Origin of the sequence: Gabonia massiliensis (assembly GCF_001403595.1) — a bacterium.
Taxonomy (GTDB): domain Bacteria; phylum Bacteroidota; class Bacteroidia; order Bacteroidales; family Coprobacteraceae; genus Coprobacter; species Coprobacter secundus.
Genome location: NZ_LN877940.1, coordinates 1631219 through 1650659 on the forward strand (window position 1 = coordinate 1631219; position 19441 = coordinate 1650659).

Below are 19441 nucleotides of genomic sequence, written 5' to 3' on the forward strand. Positions count from 1 at the left end.
TTTGTTGGTGTTTTTCTTTTTCTTTTCTTTTTTTGTATGGCAAAAAAGAAGGCATTCAGGTGGTTATAGTGTCAGGGTTCCACCTCTACCCATTCCGAACAGAGAAGTTAAACCTGACCGCGCCGATGGTACTGCGTCACAGTGGGAGAGTAGGTAGCTGCCGTATTATAGGAGAATAGGGAGGAGAGAAGACCGCAGGGTCCTGCTCTCCTCCCTATTTTTTTCCCCTTGGAGATGCATTTCCCCCCCCCTCCCCCGGGACCCGATTCCCGGACACGCCGCTGCCCTTTTTTTCGGGCATTTGGATTTGTTTCTGTTTCTGTTCGGACCGGCTAAAATTTACGCTTAAACAATGAAACCCTCGGATTTCCCTACCGGATGGTAATTGATGTTCCCTGATTNTTGGAAAGTATGGTGTTTGGGTAGAGATATTGAGAGATGGTGTTGCTTTTTATTTGAAAATAAGTGTTTTATGATTGTGTTATCCTCTCTTGAGAAACTCTGTAAAAAGTCAAAAACAAAAATAAATAACTTGCAATTTAAAGCTTAATGCGTATATCAATAAAAGAAAAGGTGCTTTTTTCATTCAAAAAATACGCTTTGTACAGGCTCTTTTTTAGAAATTTGATTTCAGTTTTTATATAGTCTCTGGATAGATAATTAAGGGGTGTGTACGGTGAGGGGGGATGGTTTGGGTTGGGATGTTAATTGATGGTATTGTTTTTTTGAGGTAGAGTCTGCTGAGTTTGGAGTAGCGAAGAAGCGTTTATCAAGTTTTGTTTTTTGCTTTTGATTTGGGATGATGTGCACAAGCATCACACACCTCTGGCTTTTATCAAAAGGGAGGTGTGGCGTTTTGAGAGGGGAGATAGTTCCTTTTCTTATAAGGAAGAAGTGTCCCTTGCGAATATTCGACTTATGGTAAATTTTCGGGGCGTGCCGGAAAGTGTGAGTTTATTGTACTTGTATTTGTTCTTGTTCTTTTTTATTTACTTTCTTAAAGTGGATGATGAGTGTGATAACGGCTATGACGAATGCAACGAAATCGGAGACTGGGATACTGCTCCATACTCCGTTGGTACCGAAGTAACGGGGCAATATGACGAGACAGGGAATGAGAAATAGCAGTTGCCGGGAAAGTGACAAGAATATTGATATGGGTGATTTCCCGATGGACTGGAAGAAGTTGGATATAATGATTTGACAACCTACGAAGGGGAACATCAGGCAACAGATTCTCAATCCGGTATTGGCTATGTCGGTGAGTGCTTCATTATCAGTAAACATGGCGACAATGGCGTGTGGGAATATCTCACTTAAGAGGAATCCGGTTGTGGTGATACTTACTCCGGCTATGATTCCATATTTCAGAGTGTTACGTACGCGCTGGAACTGGTGTGCTCCATAGTTGTATCCGACAATGGGCTGCATGCCTTGAGCGAGTCCCATAACTATCATGACAAAAAGGGTGAGCATACGATTGACGATACCGTAGGCTCCGATAGCCATGTCGCCACCGTAGTTTCTCAGGCTATTGTTGAGTATAATGACTACTACACAGGCGCATACGTTCATCAGGAACGGTGACATACCTATGGAAAAAATACTGATGATGATACGTTTCTGGAGTTTGTACCGCCCTTTCTGGAAGTGAATGAAGCTTTTAGGGTCGCAGAAGTGCTTGAGTACCCAAAGCATTCCGCATGTCTGGGAGAGTACGGTGGCAAGGGCTGCTCCTCTCATGCCCCAGTCGAGGTAGAAGATAAAGAAGGGGGCGATGATGATATTGGCTCCTACGGTGAGCAGGGAGGAGAGCATTGCTTTTTTGGGGTAACCGGTGGCCCGCATGATATTGTTGAGCCCGATGAAAACGAAGGCAATGGGGGTCCCCAGCAACAATACTTGCATGAAGTCACGAGCGTAAGGGAGTGTCTCGGCACTGGCTCCGAAGAAGTGGAGTATGGGGTCGAGGAAAATGAATGTGATGAGCCCGAAGCATACGGCATTGATAATGCAGAGGAGTACGACATTATGGAGTACATCAGTGGCTCGTTCTGTATTTCTCTGCCCGAGATAGATGGAACTTATAGTGGCTCCACCGACGGCTACCAGTGTACAGAAGGCGATGACAAGGTTCATCAATGGGAAGGTGATAGCCAGCCCCGTGATGCCGAGGGGACCTATACCGTGACCGATAAAGATACTGTCGATGATGTTGTACAGCGAAGTTACAGTCATACCGATGATTGCCGGAATGGAGTATTGTACTAAAAGTTTTCCAATGGGCTGGGTGCCCAATACGGTGGGTGTATTATCTGTCATAAAATTTCACAATCTTTTTACTAGTGCAAAGGTACGAATTATTTGTGTAGTCCGAAGGGTTTTGTTTATTTTGCAGCGTTAAACAAAATGAAAGGAAAGTGTATGGGGCTGAATCAAGCAGCATTGTTCGACTTGGATGGGGTCGTGGTGGATACGGAGACTCAATATTCGGTATTTTGGGGTAAGGTGGGTGAGAAGTTCCATCCGGAGATTGAGAATTTTAATTATATTATAAAAGGGAATACGCTGAATCAGATTTATGACAAGTATTTTCCGGATGAGTCTGTGAGAAAGCAGATTTCCAAAGCATTGGATTATTTTGAGAATCATATGCGTTATGAGTATATCAATGGCGTAATGGAATTTATCGGAAGCTTGAGGGTTCAGGGTATAAAGACTGCTGTTGTGACCAGCTCCAATGATATGAAGATGGGGATTTTGTATGGGGTGCATCCTGATTTTAAGGGAATGTTTGATGCTATCGTAACGGCTGATATGATTTCTAAATCGAAGCCGGACCCGGAGTGTTTTTTGCTGGGGGCGAGGTTGCTGGGTTGTGCTCCTTCGAATTGTTTTGTCTTTGAGGATTCTTTGGCGGGGTTGACGGCCGGCCGTGCTGCTGGAATGACGGTAATCGGATTATCTACCACTCATCCGGCAGAGCGTATTTCTGCTTTGGCTGACCATGTGATTGCCGACTTTTCCGGTTTTACGGTGGATGAGATGGAACAGATACGCATGGAGAGGCTGAATTGACCGGGGCAGGCTTTTGATATATAACCGCTTTTTATTTATATATCGTTATAAATCATACATAACTATACGGATGATGTATAAATGTCCATAAAAAGGGTGAATTCTAAAAGTGTCACCACGATGTCACGATTTCACAAATAGGTTTATGCCAGAAGAGGTAATGGATAACATCTAATGGGGCAAACATCTTGTTGCATGATAGGTGAAACGGAAGGACGGGGGATATAAATCTGGTAAATGTTATTATTTTTCCGACAACCGGTCGCTTTTCTGAGGATATATTGTTGGGGCGCATCGATGAATTGTTGCAGCCAAAAGAGAAAATGACAAACCTCAGTCTTGTGGGTATAATAGATGTATATCTTTGTCAGATAGCCTGTTATCTTCCTCATAAAAGCAGAAAAACATTTCTGAAAAATTCTCAAATCTGACCCGTGCAAAATTTAGACGAGAGATTCTTAAGTCTTGTGTCTGAATCATCATATAATAATATCTTTGTAATTTTGCATTATGAATTTAATTACAAAGTGAAAGGCGGTTTGATATGCATTTACAAAATACATTGTTTTTTGCGGTAATATTTGCCATAGCTGTTGGTTGTTCGCATGTCAGTAGTGAATATGGTATACTTGTTGCGCACACGTCAGAAAAATATCTTGAGGCTGGTATCCCTGTCTGCTATTTGAATGGGCAAGGTGATACCATTGTGCCTTATGGCAAATATAAGTTCTGCCAAACTGATACCATTCGGAATATCGGTTTTGTGTATGAGAATGGACAAAACGGGCGTATTGTTTGCATAGATAATAAAGGTAAAAAGTTGTTCTATGTGTTCAAATATGATAATGGTCCCGATTATATACGAGAAGGGCTTTTTCGTATAATGGATGAAAACGGATTGATAGGTTTTGCCGATTCATTGGGGAATGTTGCCATAGAACCTCAGTTTAAGTTTGCCACGCCATTCGAGGATGGAAAATCTCAAATGGCAACAAACGGAGAGGCAGATAGCGACCGAGAATTTTGTTTTTGGAAATCTGATGAATGGCAACTTATTGACCATAAAGGGAATAGGGTAATGAGGTATAGTGGAATTAGAAGTGGAACGGACAGCCTTAAAGGATTGCAAATAGCCATATTCAACGCACAGGAGAAGGTAGTCCAAGAAATATCTTATTCCTATCCTCCGGACATCGAATTTGCCAATAATCTAAATGTTAGGATTGATTTGCAAGATGTCAATTTTGACGGAAAAGACGATATACTCATCAATCTCGGTCGATATGGCAATCAGATGGTACAATATTATGATTGCTATATGTGGAATGAGAAAGAGAAACAGTACTGTAAAGATGAGAGTTTCAAACAAATAGAGAGTCCACAGATAAATAGGAGAAGACAATGTGTATTCTCTTTATCACGTGTGTCGGCAGCATCTTACTGTTATAAGCGTTTTGAGTTTATTGATGGTCGATTTGTCAATGTTGCTACTTTAACCCAAATTTTTAAAAGTTCTGAGCAGCCTCCTCTCTTTACAGAAAAACAGTATGTAGAGGGTAAAGGCATGGTAACGTTGCACGAAAATGTTGTGGAGGATGAGATAAGTAGTGATTGGGTGTCGATTATACTAAAATAGTATAGTCGAACGACTTCGAATTTAAAAATTTTATTTCATTGTCACACATTTTCCGGCTTTTCTCGGGATTAGGGATGGAGATGGAACAGATACGTATGGAGAGGCTGAATTGATATGGTTTTGTTCTTATTGGAAGCCGATTTTTTCAATTTTAAAAATTTGTTTGTCGCACTTTGGGATAAAGGTGGGGTTTAGTGCTTGTTATTGATTTGTATTGCTGTACACAGGTGTTATACATTTGAAAAAGCAATCACAAAAGTCTAAGAAACATAGTCTCACTATTTCATTCTAGGTCGCCTATCTCGTCGTTACACACAGACACCTCAAATCAAAAGCGGTCACATAAAGCTGATAGATATTGCCTCAAAAAAACTTCTCAGCCTAATTCGCGCCTCTCACTGTAACACACCCCTTAATCCCCTCTCGAGAGGGGAAATACACACTCAAAGCCTTTATTTTCAATTAGAAATGTCACTTTCCTTTTGAGAGGGGCTGGGTGTGTGTGATGTTTGCGCATGGCTTTTGAAATTAAAAGCGGTCACATAAAGCTGATAGATATTGCCTCAACTAATAGCATTAATAATACCTCAGCCTAATCCGCGCCTCTCATTGTAACACACCCCTTAATCCCCTCTCGAGAGGGGAGACACAATACTCAAGCCGCTCATTTTCAATCAAAAATGATACTCTCCGGCCTCCCCTCTGGTGAGGGGAAATGTCCTGTATAATACTCTCATTTTCAAAAAGAAACAAGTGCTGAAGGCTTTCATATCGAGAGGGAAGATTTAGATTTTCTGTTTTTGAGGTGGTGTTTATTTTTGTTTTGCATGGTAGTGCTCTAACGTCATGCACCCTTCTCAAAAAGGGAAAAGGTTCCTTTTCGGGAAGGGGGAGGGGGAAATGTTAAAATTGGAATCCTTGTTCTCGGATGATTTTCAGGAAGATATCCGAGAAGTGCTCGTTGTTTGCTTTGGGATATCTTACGTCTGTGAATACCTGAGCAAGTGTTTCTTTGTTGTTTTCTGTAATGTATTTCTTGCTTTCGGGAAGGGATTCTTTTTCTGCGTATATGCGGTCTATGTCTTCGCTTGTGTAGTCTTTATATTGTTCGTCGTGTATGAGTGCTTCTGCGGGCAATCGGTCGACTTGTGCCGGAATTTCTGCGGGATATCCGACTGTAACGGTAGTGACCGGTACGACAAATTTGGGCAGGTTGAGCGCTTCGATAATCATAGGGGCGTTGTAAGTGGTGGTTCCCAGATAGCAGATACCTAACCCGCATAACTCAGCGGCTGTGCAGAATTGCTGTGCGACCAGTAGTGCGTCGATGGTGGCGGTATAGAATGACTGGAAATTGTCGTACCCGTGTTGTGCTTTGCGTAATTCGCACCACTTGATGAACCGGTTGAAGTCGGCGCAGAATGTGAGGACGACGGGAGCTGTCGTTACTGTGGGTTGGTTGAAATGTGCGGGGGCGAGCTTTTTCTTATTTTCTTCATCGCGGGTGACAATGACGCTGTACAGTTGCATATTGCCTGTTGTCGATGCTCTGAAGGCTACTTCTAATAGTTCGTTCAGCATTTTTTCAGGAATTTGGTCGTTTTTGTATTTCCTGATGGTTCGTCGCAGTTTTAAATCTTCGATAATCATATTTGTGTTTTTATTTTTAGTTTTGGTTTTCGTATTGGGTTGTAATTTCCTGTTTTTACAGTCCGCTATTTTTCTTGTAAAAACGGAAAAATATTTTCGAAAGAAATTCCTAAATCTGCCCCGGACAATATTTCCTTATCGGAAAATTCGGACAGGTTCTAAAAAAATCAATCCAAAGATACGTAATTTTGAAAAGAAAAAAACTTCGTGAGGGGTTAATCATGTTTATTTGGGGTTTGGGCTTGTATATTCGGAAAAAAATCTATTTTTGTCAGTGAAAACATTTTCGTATTTTTGTTTTCGTATGGGAAAACACTTGCTTACATATTTGTTGTTTTTGTGGGTCGGCGTTATGTCCGGCTTGGCCTTCGTCGTTCAAGCGTCTCCTAATTTTTATTTCAAGCAGTTGTCTCAACAGGATGGGCTTCCTCAGAATTTTGTGCGTTCTATCATGCTCGACCATAATGGCTTTTTTTGGATTGGTACGAGTCGGGGGGTGAGCCGTTTTGATCGCCATGAGTTCAAGAATTATTCGGCAGTGCCAGATTCTGCTACTTCTTTGCCTGATAATCTGATTCATTTTATTGTAGAGGATGCCCAGAATAATATCTGGATTTCGACGTCTAAAGGGGTATGTGTGTATCAGAGGAAAAGTGATGATTTCAAACGGATTCGGTGGGGCAAGAGAGCTTTGCAGGCTCATTCTTACATGCTGACGGACGATGCTCTTCTTTTGGGAGGGCGGGGTGTGATATATCGTTGGGATTATGCGCGGTGTGTCATGGATACGGTTCCTATCCGGTGGAAGGAGAGGTCTTATGCTTTTTTTAATTATATGTCTTCTTGGCGTAAGCATTATTGGGTACTGTCGTCCCGGTGGGAGGGCATGTGGATTTTGGATTGCCGTACGGGTGAGATAACGAGGCCTGAGTTTTGCAGGGAGAGGGAGATTATGGCTGTGAAGGTGGACAGCCGGGATAATTTGTGGATTTCTCCGTATGGAAAGGGTCTCGACGGATATGGGGATGGCGGCAGGAAGCGAGTGCATTATGATATGTCGAATTCTGATTTGACTCATAATGTAATTCTCGATATAGAGGAGAGGGACGGCCAGTTGTGGCTGGCTACGGATGGTGGCGGTATCAGTATATTGAACAGGGGTGATAATTCGTTTTCCAATATCCGGTATGTTCCGGGTGATGTGTATTCGTTTCCGGTGAGTTCTGTGTTTTGTCTGTATCGGGATAAGGATAATAATATGTGGGCCGGAACGATACGTGGCGGGCTGTTCGGTATCAAAGAGGTGTATATGAGGACTTATCGTGATGTGCCTCCGGGGAGCAGTTACGGGATGAGCGACAAGACGGTGTTGTGTCTTTATGAGGACAGGGACGGTTCTGTGTGGATAGGGACGGACGGTGGCGGGTTGAACCGGCTGGATACGAGGAGCAATAAGTTTACGCATTATCCGAGTACTTATGATAGTAAGGTGGCGTCTATAACGTATTATAGTGATCGTGAGCTGTTGGTGTATTTTTTTGCCAAGGGGTTGTTCCTGTTCGATAAACGGACTGGGAGTTTGCGTCCTTTTATTTTACTGAATGAGCGACGTAATGAGCAGATTGCCCATTCGGGTATCTCGGTCAATGTGGATTATTTTGATACTGACAAGATACATTTGTTTGCTGATAAGATATATATGTATGATAAGAGGGCGGCTTCTTTTTCTGTGGCTCATGTTGCGGACTCGTCTCGTTATTATGGTACGGTCCAGCGCTTTTATTCTGATAGGGATGTGACGTATCTTTTCGGCCGTAATTATATTCTCAAGCTCGATAATAAGAAAAATGATGCGTTTTGCATTCTTTCGCTGGAGTATAAAGCGTATATAAATGCTGCGTGTTGTGATGAAAAAGGTAATTTTTGGATTGGAACTAACCAGGGTTTATTATATTATAATGTATATTCTCATGCTTTGAGAAGTGTGAAAACGAACATGTTCAGGGAGATTACTTCCATGGTGTATTCGGACAAAGGGTTATGGATAGGTGCCGAGGGGATGTTGTTCCGTTATTCGATAGCGGAGAATAAGTTTTTTATTTATGGTGAGTCTGATGGTGCTTCGCCTAATGAATATTTGTTCAAACCGACACTGGTATCCCGGACGGGGGATATTTATATGGGTGGAGTGACGGGGCTTTTACGTATTGACGGGCAGAGGTATAAGGAATATGTGCAGCCGTCACCGTTGTCTGTCGAACTGACGGATGTTGTTCTCGACGGTGTCTCGGCAATGAAGGATATTAATGATTCGGACCGGGGACTCTGTATTCCTTGGGATCATACTTCTTTGGTGGTAAAGACGATGGTGAGGGAAAAGGATGTGTTCCGGAAGAAGATGTTCCGGTTCAGTATCGAGGGGCTCGACCGGTCGGATATAGAGTCGTATGACCATACGTTGACATTGCATTCTTTGCCGGTGGGAAAGTACCGGATAATGGCGTCGTGCAGTACTCAGGATGGAGGTTGGAGCCGTCCCAACTGTATTCTGTCTTTGGAGGTGGTACCGCCATGGTGGGAGCAACCGTGGTTTGTTATCGTCCTGGTACTGGTGATTGCGTTGGCATGTTATCTGGTAATGGCTTATATTATAAGGAAGAAGGAAGACCGGTTGCAACTCGAGATGAAGGAGCGGGAGCGTAAGGTGTATGAGGATAAGGTGCGTTTCCTGATTAATATCAGCCATGAGTTGCGTACTCCTCTGACGTTGATTTATGCTCCATTGAAGAGGCTTTTGGGGGGTAAGTTTACTGATAATGAGTTGAAATTGCAGTTGACCCGGATATTCAAGCAGGCCCGCCAGATGCGTAATATTATAAACATGGTGCTCGATATGCGCCGTATGGAGGTGGGGTATGAGGCTTTGCATCTGCTTCCTCATCCGTTGAATGCATGGATAGAGTCTGTTGTGGGTGATTTTGCCGAGGAGTTCCGGACGAAGGGGATAATGCTCTTTTTCCGGGCGGATGAGAGGGTGGATAATGTTTCTTTCGATAAGGGGAAGTGTGAAATTGTGTTGTCTAATCTTTTGATGAATGCACTCAAATTCAGCCAGGAGGGTACTACGGTGATTGTCTCTACGGAGAGGAGGGACGGTTGTGTGCGTGTTTCGGTCAAGGACGAGGGGATAGGATTGAGTGACAGCGATTTTACGCATTTGTTTACGCGTTTTTATCAGGGAGAGCATCAGATGAGCGGCAGTGGTATCGGGTTGTCTTATTCCAAAACATTGCTCGAGTTGCATGGGGGCAAGATAGGGGCTTATAATAATGAGGGTAAGGGGGCTACTTTCTGGTTTGAGTTGCCTTTGACCGAGAGAGATATGGATGTAGTGTGTGATCCGGGTACGTATCTGAATGATATTCAATATCTCGATACTGAAATGGAGGTGTGTGTCGAGGAGAGGGATTTTCCTCTTCACCAGTATTCTATCTTGATAGTCGATGATGAGCGGGAGATACGTTCTTTTATCAAGGATTCTTTCGGAAGTATTTTCAAGCAGGTGTATACTGCTGAAGATGGCCGGGATGGTCTTGATGTAGTGCGCCAGTGGCAGCCGGATTTGGTGATAAGTGACATTATGATGCCGCGTATGGATGGTTTCGAGTTTTGCCGTGAGTTGAAGAGTGATATCCAAATCAGTCATATTCCGGTTATTTTGCTTACGGCGCGGGATAATCCGGAGAGTTTGTCGGCGGGGTATAAATTGGGGGCCGATTTTTATTTGTCGAAGCCCTTTGATAATGAGATGCTTCTGACTATCATACGTAATCTGTTGCGGAACCGGGAGCAGATAAAGAGTTATTACCGGAATGCCGTACCGGTGTCTATTGCTCCGAAGGACCAGACATTCAGTAATGCTGATGAACAGTTCTTGATGAAATTGAATGGCCTGGTGATGGAAAATCTGGATAATTCCGAGCTGGATGTGAAATACCTGACTGTGGAGATAGGAATGAGCCGGGCGTCTCTATATAATAAGGTAAAGGCGTTGACCGGCTTGGGTGTGAATGATTATATCAATCGTATAAGGATAGAGCAGGCTATGCAGTTGCTTGCAAATACGGGTTTGTCGGTGACAGAGATTTCGGAACGTACGGGATTTTCCAGTTCGCGTTATTTCAGTACTTCTTTTAAACAGTTTACTTCGATGACGCCTTCGGAGTATAAAGAACGGTGCAGGAGTGGTGTACAAGCGTAGAGGAGAAGTTTATTCAGGAGTTTTTTTTAATTAATAGATAATCAGTTAGTTATATTGTTTGTAATCAAAATTAGACAATTCCGAACATCGTTTAGACGCATTCGAACATGTTTTTTTTGTGCCCTTTTTACATTTGCAGTACACGAAAAAACTAATTCATTAATTAAATTCTTTTATTATGAAAACAAAAGTATTACTATTTTCGACTTTGTTTTTTTCTGCTCATTTATTTACGTATGCTGCGGACGAGGATATCACTCCCGGTCATTTGAAATTTGCCGATAAAGCGGCGGGTCCGTATGAGTTTGTTCATTATTCTTCAACGGGAGCTAATCCTACTTCTCCTTATCCGGCTGAAAATTTGAAAGAGGACGGTACTGTTGTGCTTACCGGAGGACAGGTGAAGGATGAGACGGGTGTGGCTATATTGAACAAGGGCTGCCATATCGTCGCTTCGGAATATGGAAATATGTTGCTGATAAAGGGTAACGGGAGTACGGAACAACCGGACTTGAGTGCGGCTGATGCTTTGGGCGGATATGCGAATATCCATATGTTTACTCAGACCGATTTCCCGATAAATACTCCGGTACGTTTTCATTTTGTATCGAAGGTCATCGGAGACCCTGTGACAGCGGATTATAAAATCTCTATCTGGAATTACGGTGGTGCGGTAACTAATGTACCTCTGCCCGAGACTACGACATATACGGCTGTGGATACGAAGTGGTGGCCGATATATGCGGACTTGGATATTGCCGGAATTACGGGTTCGGACAGGATTCCTTTACGCATACGGTTCAATATTCCGGGCGGTCATCTTGCAAACAGAGCCATCTATATAGCCAAGATACAGTTTACAGCCAATCCTACGGGAGAGTGTCCCGAATTCAATCCTATTACGTTCGACGGTTGGGATACTCCTGACGGCTCTACTCCTTCGGGTATCGATGCCATTGGAAATGATGCAAAAGGTTTCGTTACGTGGGATAACCAGTATATCTATCTGAATAATATGGATATAGACAGTGTGGTATCTATTTATTCTTTGAACGGTGCTTTGGTAAAGACAGTCAGCGTAACCGATTCGTTCATGGAGGTACCGATGTCTCGTGGTGCTTATATTGTAAAATACGCTAATAAAACATCAAAGGTTATCCTTTGAGATAGATAAATTGTCGGATAGTGACCGGGATGTGTGCTCCCGGTTTCTATCTTCTTTTTTCTTCGTGAATACTTTAAATTAATATGTATATGAAAACAAGGAATCTCCTACTTATTTTCTTCAGTTTGTTTTGTGTCAGTTCGGTGTTTTCTCAAAGTACGAATTATGCTTTGCGTTTCAATGGGGACGGTGAGGTCGATTGCGGGGTTATACCGGATTTGGATAATTTGAGTTTATATTCTGTACAGTTTTTGGTAAATCCTTCGGANGTATAAGATTGCTTCTCAGGAGATTGTCGTTGCTACAGACCTTCCGGTGAATGCTTGGACACAGATTACGATTTCGGCGTTTGCCAATGGTATCGATGTCTGGACCAACGGGACGAAGGTGTGGAAGGCCAATGCCGGAGGGGCTGTTATACCGGCGTCGACATCATCGTTTGTTATCGGAGAGAATTTTAAGGGACGTATCGATGAGTTCCGTTTCTGGAATGCGGAAATGCCGGGTGCCGAACCGGAAAATCTGATGTTCCGCAATACGGTGAACAAGTTTCATCCGAAATATGAGAATTTACTTTTCTATTATAAATTTGACCAGGACCAGTGCGAGGATATCGTGGATTACAAGCTGGCTTATCATGGCGTACCTACAAATGTAACTCGGGAAGCGGTTACTGATAATGATTATTTCAAGTATCGTGTGGTTACGGGTTATTCTTCGTTTGTACGTCATTGCGACCGTCTGCAAATAGACCGCGATATGCACTTGATGACTAATGATTTGATTATTCTCGATGCTCAGGTAGCTGGAGCTACCGGGGCTGTATCGTTGACTTATCCGGATAATCAGGGTACGTTGAGTAATGCTTCTTATATGGCTGAATATGAAGGACGTAGTGGAGTTCTTTCTCTTCAGGGTGACGGTGCCGGCATGAATGTCGGGCAGGAGGTGTTGCAGGATAAAGGAGGATTGCCCGCTTTGAAGTATGCTACTATCGAGGCTTGGATATGTGTGGGAGAATGGAAAAACGGAGCTGCGATTTTTAACAAGAGTGATGATTCGCATCAGTTTGCCATAAAGTTGGGTGACGAGTCGAAGAAGGAGCTGCTGGTAGAGATAAACGGGTATACTTATAATTTTGAGAATGCGATAAAGGCTTCGGGATGGGAGCATATTGCGGTAGCTATCGTTTCGACTACCGGCCGGGCAAATGCCAGAATACGCTTGTATACTAATGGCGGTACCACTCCTGCTTATGCTAATAATATATCGACGATTCCTACTGAAGATGATTTTACGTTCTTGAATACTTCGGCCAATGCCGTTATCGGGGAGAATTTTAAAGGATATATCGATGAGGTGATGGTCTGGGGAAATTCCCGTACGGATAGCCAGATAAAACAGGATGCTGCCGGCACGTCGGGCGACCTTACTTTTCCCGGCGGAGGGGACGGAGCTATTTATCTGTTGTCGTACTGGCAGTTTGACGATAAGGATAATCCGGGCAAGAATACCCGGAGCTGGAAAGAGATGCTGGCACAAATACGTAAGATGTATGATGGATACAGGGGGTACAAGATACGTTTGGGCCTGATTTCTTCGGATAAGGATGAGAGCGGAAATAAATTGTGGACTTCTCATATTTCGGATGCAGCCTGGCGCGAACGGTTGGCTTCGGATGTGGCTGAGTTACTGCCTTATTGCGACGGTATAGATGTGGACTTCGAGTGGCTTTATAGCGGAGACCAGAGATGGAAAACGGGGTATGGTCCTATGGTAGAGGCTTTGCGCAAGGTTATTCCGGAGGATAAGGTATTCAGTGTATCCCTTCATCCGGTGGCATATTTCTTGCCGACGGAGTATATAAATCTGCCTGATTATTATACTTTCCAGATATATGGTCCCAGCAAGACTTATTTTGCATATAACAATTATGTCTCGTCATACAACAATTTCATCAAGTGGGGATTTCCCAAGGAGAAGATAGGCATGTCGTATCCTACAACGGCGACTACGGGAAGTGTCGTATCGGGGTATAAGAATATTGTGGCTGCCAATCCTGATTTGGCTACGGACTTGAATGAGGCTACGATGTCGGGTTCTACGTATACGTTTAACGGTGTGGATTGTGTGAAGGATAAAATGAATTTTATTCTGGAACAAAACAGCGGTACGGTGATGTATTTCGATATGGGGAACGATGTTGCGGTTTCCAATCCATTGAGCTTGATACGGGCGGCTAATTCGGTGATTTCGTCCAATGTGGATACGATTATTACGAAAACGGACAGCGAGCCTACTTCGTTGCCGTCTGTGAAGAGAGATGAAAAAAAAACGACAGCCCTCATCTATAATGAACGTTCGGAAGAAATCGTGGTGACCGCGATTTCGGATGCGTACTTGTCGCGTATCTCTTTGGTGTCGTCTGTGGGAATGCTCGTGCGTGACGAGAAGGTGTCGGGGAGGTATTATGCCATGCAGGCTGACACATTTTCTCCGGGGGTGTATATTGCCCGTGTGGAATCGACCGAAGGGGTAGATGTTTTTAAATTTCGGATAAAAAAATAAACCTTAAAATATAGTTAAATGAAAATTGAGATAAAAAATATTTTCAGAAAGGCCTTGTTGCTTTTACTGCTGGCCCTGTTCGGGGGACAGGTTGTGTATGCGCAGGGCATAACCATAAAGGGGAAAGTCAGTGACGACAAAGAGCCTTTGATGGGGGTTACCATACAGGTAAAGGGTACGTCGAAGGCTACGGCGACCGACCTGGACGGAAATTATACGATTAGCGTACCGGATAAGAAATCGGTTCTTGTATTTTCTTATATAGGTTATCAGAAACAGAGTATCGAGGTAGGCAATAAGACGGTCATCAATGTAAAAATGCAGGATGATTCCAAATTGCTCGACGAAGTAGTCGTTATCGGTTACGGTAGTGTCAAGAAAAGTGATGTTACGGGGGCTATCGCTTCTTTGCGTCCGGATGAAATGGATGCTTCCAAGAGTGTGACTCTCGATAATTTGTTGCAGGGTAAGGTGGCCGGCTTGGTGGTCGGGTCTACCAATACGACTCCGGGTGCTGCAACTTCGATTACCATTCGTGGTGCCAGTTCGTTGCGCGGAGACAACCAGCCTTTGTATGTGATAGACAATATTCCTCAGGCATCTACCGGAGAGTTTGCTTCTTCTGCTTTCGGTGATGATGACTATCAGACTGCGGCCGACCCGCTGAGTAGTTTGAATCCTTCAGATATAGAGAGCATAGAGGTGTTGAAAGATGCTTCTGCTACGGCCATTTACGGGTCTCGTGGTGCCAACGGTGTTATCTTGATTACGACAAAGAAAGGAAAGGCGGGCAAACCTCGTGTCAATGCGAATGCCAACTTTACGATAGCGAATGCTACCCGTCTGTATGATATGTTGAATTTGAGTGATTATGCTGATTACCGGAATGCCCAGTCGGGTCCTGACGACCGTCAGTTCTTCAAATCGGGCAACGAGGTGCGTTATATTTTCTCCGGGGGCAAGTATGACGAGAATGACCCCGGAAGTTACCGGGTTTTGCAGGAAAGGGACTGGCAACGGGAGATTTATCGTACGGCATTTTCGCAGAACTATTCGGTTTCGGTGAACGGTGGTGCCGAAAAGGTGCGGTATTTCGTGTCTGCGTCATATAAGAATATCAACGGTATTGTGAAGCAGACCGGTCTGCAGCAGGGGGACTTGCGTGCTAACTTGTCAATGGATTTGTCGAAGAGGGTATCGGTAGACTTGTCGTTGAGCGGTTCATTGAAAAAGAATGATATGATGTCGGGCAGTAATGCCAATGGTGGTGCGCAGGGTTCTGTCTCGGTGACAGCCATCACTTCGCAGCCGTTTGAGTATCCGGCCGATGACCCTTCGTTGAGCGGAACAAACGGTATGGAAAAGAGAATTACGGTGTTTAGCTGGTTGAACGACTATGATGACCAGACCACGGAGAATGCGTTCCGTGCATCGATGGATTTGAAGTGGAAAATATGGAAGGGCCTTACTTACAGTTTGCGTGCGGGAGGTAATTTGAGGGACGAGTATCGTGCCCGTTGGTTCGGAACCGAGACTTTCCGGGGGAATAACGACAAGGGTTCTTTGGGCATAACGGATTTGAAGCAGTATAATGTTACGGTGGAAAATATGTTGAATTATCATCAGACTTTTGAGCATATTCTCGATTTGGATGTGACGGCAGCTGTTACGTATGATGATTATAATTATCTGAACAAGCGGACACAGGGACGCCAGTTCTCCAATATGAGTTTCGGTATTGACGGATTGCATATGGCCGAGAAGATTTCTTATCTGGAACCTGTACAGCGAGACTACCAGTTGCTTTCTTATCTGGGACGTGTGAATCTTTCGTTCCTCGACGGGCGTTATCTGGCTACGGCTTCGTTCCGGGCCGATGGGTCGAGCCGTTTTGCAAGGGGTCACCGTTGGGCTTACTTCCCATCTTTCTCGCTTGCTTGGCGTATGGAACAGGAAGAGTTTATAAAGAATAATGTGGACTGGCTCGACCAGTTTAAGGTGAGACTGGGTTATGGCCAGACGGGTAACTCGGCGATAGACCCGTATAGCAGTTTTTCCAATTACAGCCAGATTATAGATTATGCCAATGCTACGGGCGACAAGGTACTGGCGATGGCTATCGACAAGTTGCAGAACGAGGGTCTTACATGGGAAACGACGGTGTCGTGGAATGTGGGTCTTGATTTCGGAGTTTTGAAAAACCGATTGAGAGGGTCGTTTGACTTCTATAACAAGGAAACAAGAGATTTGTTGATTTCCAGAATATTACCGCCTTCTGCGGGATTCTCCAGTGTTTATTATAATTCGGGGAACTTGTTGAACCGAGGTGTCGAGTTCAGTGTGGATGCGGATATTATCCGAACCAAAGATTTTGTATGGACATTCGGCGGCAATATCGGAAAGAATAATCCGAAGATTAAAGATTTGGGTGTATCGAGAGGTAATTTCGGCGTTTATGAGGATATTCTGGCTTATGAGGGTAACTCATTGGGCAACCATTTCGGCAATGCTCACCTGTTCTGGGTGGGACATGCTCCGGGGCTTTTCCTTGGATACCAGACCGACGGGATTGTGCAGGAGGAGGACTTGCCGGCCAATGGCGGTTCGTATACAGTAACTCAGGATTTGAGTACGGGTGGTGCTCCTCAGGCGGGAGATATAAAGATTATCGACCAGAACGGGGATGGAATTATTAATACCGATGACCGCGTAATTATCGGTAATCCGAATCCTAAATTCACGTATGGTTTCCAAACTCGTTTTACATGGAGAGATTTGAGCCTTTCGGCACAGTTCAACGGTGTGTATGGCAAGGATATGATAAATACGAATTTGCGTTACCAGGCTATACCCAGCCGGACCGGTGGTAATTTGAGAACCGAGGCTTGGCAAGGTGCATGGACGGCAGAAAACCGTTCGAATATTTATCCGAGGGTCAATTATACGTTGCCTACTCCGGCGGTTCTGGATCGTTATGTAGAGGATGCGAGCTTCTTGCGTTGCACCGATATTACTCTTTCTTATAATTTGCCGAAGAAGGCGTTGAAAAAGATAGGATTCAATTCGATAAATGTCTTTGCATCTGTCAAGAATGCATTCCTTATCACTGATTACAGCGGTTATGACCCGGAGGTAAACTCTTTTGCTTTCGATGGCTTACGCCCGGGAGTAGATATGAGTTCGTTCCCCCATGCCCGTTCGTTTATATTCGGTCTGAATGTTTCATTTTAATATAGGATAGTTATGAAATTGATAAAATATATATTTGTTTTGGGGATTGTGAGCGTGGGCTTGTCTTCGTGTGAGGATTGGCTCGATGAAGATCCCAAATATTCGGTGGACAATACGGTCGTGTTCGATTCGCAGGAGACCGCCAAGCAGGCTCTGGATGCTTGCTATGGTTATCTGACTACGCAAGATTGTTTCGGGCAGGGCGTTTATGAGATGTCTGTGGGCGGTTCGGGACTGTCCTGGTCACAAACGAACGGTGGCGAGCCTGACCGTTATGCGTCGTTGAATGCGACTCCGGCGGGTGATGCCGTACTGTGGGCTTGGAGAGGATTATATAAGGCCATACAGGAGTGTAATACTTTTATCGTAAATATGAATAAGGGGTCGTTGAGTGCCGAGTTGAAAGAGAACTATACGGCTCAGGCATCGTTTATCCGCGGATTGTGTTATTATTATTTGGCCATGATGTGGGGGGACGTTCCTTTGCGAACGGAACCGTCGGCACATGACGGGATTTCTGAACCGAAGTCTCCGTTTACCGATGTTGTCGAACAGATTTTTACCGACTGGAAGTATGCTTATGATTATCTGCCGGAGGACGGGACTCATACCGACGGCTATATCGATAAGATGGGTGTGGCTGCTTATCTTGCCAAACTGAACTGGATATTGTCTTGTAATCCTGACTTGGCAGAGCATAAGAGTGACTATCTGAATGATGCCAAGTATTGGTGTGATATTGTCTATGGCAAGTATTCGTTGCAGCCTCGCTATGCCGACCTTTTTGTGAATCATGTGCAGGATTCTCCGGAGTCTATCTTCCAACTGAATTTTACGACTTCGTCGGATTATTCATGGAATCGCTTGAACTGGATTTTTGCTGCCGATAATGCTTCTCAGGGTACGGCTTACCAGCGTATACGTTCGAGCAAGGCGTTTCACGACCTGTTCAGGGGGACTTATCCGGGTGACCCGCGTTATGATGCTACTTTCCTGACGCGGTGGTATGATGTGAAGAAGGGTAGTTCTTATCATTTGGTCAGCGACTCGGTGTATACATATCCGTATAAGTCGTATAAGTCTAAGTCGACAAGCCGTGTAACAGATGCTGTCGCATATATCCCTTATGACCAGGTGGCGGATGCGACCAATCCTACGGTAGAGGAGCTTACTACCTTGCAGGAGCAGTTCTATACTTTGAATACGGCTACCGGAGAAAAGAAGGTGATAGACTTGGTGGGGCAGTTTGCGACGTCGGTAGGCGACCATGCAGGATGGCCTTTGTGGAAAAAGCAAATCGATTTTAACTGTCAGGCGCAGCAGAGCAATAACAATATCATCCTGTACCGTTATGCCGACTTTTTGCTCTTGATGGCGGATGTGTATAATGAATTGAACGAGACGGGCAAGGCTATCGGTCTTGTAAATGAGGTGTTGAGCCGTGCACGTACTTCGGTGACTCCGGCTGCTGCGCAACCGGCAGATTTTCCCGGTAATCTGACAAAAGACGAGCTTCGCGACAAGATATTCTATGAACGGCTGTTCGAGCTGGCTGCGGAGCCTGAAATGTATATCGATATACGCCGGGGTGGAACGAAGACTTTGAAAATGGCTCTGGAAATCGTGAACCGCCATGCTATAACTTACGAGCATAGTGAGGGAGAGAAACAGAAACAAAATCCCGACCAGCGTTTCCGTGACCGTTACTTCGGAGCAGATGCTACGTTCTGCGGAAAGGTAACTGATGAGAACTTTTTGAAAAAGAATTTGCATTTGCCTATTCCTCATTCTGAGTTGAGTTCGAATGACGGTATGTCGGCAGCAGACCAAAATTACGGATATTGATTTCCGG

9 protein-coding genes, 1 rRNA gene and 1 pseudogene are annotated in these 19441 nt (G+C 44.3%); 9 read left to right on the forward strand and 2 right to left on the reverse strand.

What is annotated here, in order from left to right; all coding sequences use genetic code 11:
* The first annotated feature begins 55 nt into the window (after window positions 1-55).
* A 5S ribosomal RNA gene (gene rrf / locus BN2628_RS16175) occupies window positions 56-166 on the forward strand.
* Between the two features lie 788 nt (window positions 167-954).
* Here rrf and BN2628_RS16180 read toward each other — a convergent pair.
* Window positions 955-2322: an MATE family efflux transporter gene (locus BN2628_RS16180; RefSeq protein ID WP_021931589.1), complete on the reverse strand. Its 1368-nt coding sequence runs from the start codon at window positions 2320-2322 to the stop codon at window positions 955-957.
* 87 nt (window positions 2323-2409) lie between these two features.
* On the opposite strand from BN2628_RS16180, the gene BN2628_RS16185 reads away from it, so the two are divergent.
* From BN2628_RS16185 to BN2628_RS17835, 3 genes and pseudogenes are all read left to right on the forward strand, one after another.
* Complete coding sequence (locus BN2628_RS16185) at window positions 2410-3078, forward strand: HAD family hydrolase (RefSeq protein WP_044230994.1); 669 nt, start codon at window positions 2410-2412, stop codon at window positions 3076-3078.
* A gap of 628 nt (window positions 3079-3706) precedes the next feature.
* Window positions 3707-4156, forward strand: a pseudogene (locus BN2628_RS17685) (WG repeat-containing protein); the annotation flags it as partial.
* Complete coding sequence (locus BN2628_RS17835) at window positions 4157-4714, forward strand: XAC2610-related protein (RefSeq protein ID WP_407065492.1); 558 nt, start codon at window positions 4157-4159, stop codon at window positions 4712-4714.
* Window positions 4715-5617: 903 nt separating this feature from the next.
* Here BN2628_RS17835 and BN2628_RS16195 read toward each other — a convergent pair.
* Complete coding sequence (locus BN2628_RS16195; protein WP_021931585.1) at window positions 5618-6364, reverse strand: nitroreductase family protein; 747 nt, start codon at window positions 6362-6364, stop codon at window positions 5618-5620.
* A 304-nt stretch (window positions 6365-6668) separates the two neighbouring features.
* Between BN2628_RS16195 and BN2628_RS16205 the strand changes: the two genes are divergently transcribed.
* From BN2628_RS16205 to BN2628_RS16230, 5 genes are all read left to right on the forward strand, one after another.
* The gene (locus BN2628_RS16205) at window positions 6669-10625 is read left to right on the forward strand and encodes a hybrid sensor histidine kinase/response regulator transcription factor (RefSeq protein WP_021931584.1); all 3957 of its coding nucleotides are present in this window, start codon (window positions 6669-6671) and stop codon (window positions 10623-10625) included.
* Between the two features lie 178 nt (window positions 10626-10803).
* The gene (locus BN2628_RS16210) at window positions 10804-11790 is read left to right on the forward strand and encodes a hypothetical protein (protein WP_021931583.1); all 987 of its coding nucleotides are present in this window, start codon (window positions 10804-10806) and stop codon (window positions 11788-11790) included.
* Window positions 11791-12105: 315 nt separating this feature from the next.
* Window positions 12106-14358, forward strand: coding sequence for a LamG-like jellyroll fold domain-containing protein (locus tag BN2628_RS16220; RefSeq protein ID WP_055100085.1), 2253 nt, complete (start codon window positions 12106-12108; stop codon window positions 14356-14358).
* A gap of 18 nt (window positions 14359-14376) precedes the next feature.
* Window positions 14377-17589 (forward strand): SusC/RagA family TonB-linked outer membrane protein, encoded by a 3213-nt coding sequence (locus tag BN2628_RS16225; RefSeq protein WP_055100089.1) that lies wholly within the window; start codon window positions 14377-14379, stop codon window positions 17587-17589.
* A gap of 12 nt (window positions 17590-17601) precedes the next feature.
* Window positions 17602-19434 (forward strand): RagB/SusD family nutrient uptake outer membrane protein, encoded by a 1833-nt coding sequence (locus BN2628_RS16230; protein WP_055100090.1) that lies wholly within the window; start codon window positions 17602-17604, stop codon window positions 19432-19434.
* The last annotated feature ends 7 nt before the right edge of the window (window positions 19435-19441 follow it).

Coding starts and splice junctions, on each gene's coding strand:
- BN2628_RS16195 (WP_021931585.1), bottom strand. CDS start 6,364: ATGATTATCGAAGATTTAAAACTGCGACGAACCATCAGGAAATACAAA.
- BN2628_RS16225 (WP_055100089.1), top strand. CDS start 14,377: ATGAAAATTGAGATAAAAAATATTTTCAGAAAGGCCTTGTTGCTTTTA.
- BN2628_RS16205 (WP_021931584.1), top strand. CDS start 6,669: ATGGGAAAACACTTGCTTACATATTTGTTGTTTTTGTGGGTCGGCGTT.
- BN2628_RS16210 (WP_021931583.1), top strand. CDS start 10,804: ATGAAAACAAAAGTATTACTATTTTCGACTTTGTTTTTTTCTGCTCAT.
- BN2628_RS16230 (WP_055100090.1), top strand. CDS start 17,602: ATGAAATTGATAAAATATATATTTGTTTTGGGGATTGTGAGCGTGGGC.
- BN2628_RS16180 (WP_021931589.1), bottom strand. CDS start 2,322: ATGACAGATAATACACCCACCGTATTGGGCACCCAGCCCATTGGAAAA.
- BN2628_RS16185 (WP_044230994.1), top strand. CDS start 2,410: ATGAAAGGAAAGTGTATGGGGCTGAATCAAGCAGCATTGTTCGACTTG.
- BN2628_RS17835 (WP_407065492.1), top strand. CDS start 4,157: ATGAGGTATAGTGGAATTAGAAGTGGAACGGACAGCCTTAAAGGATTG.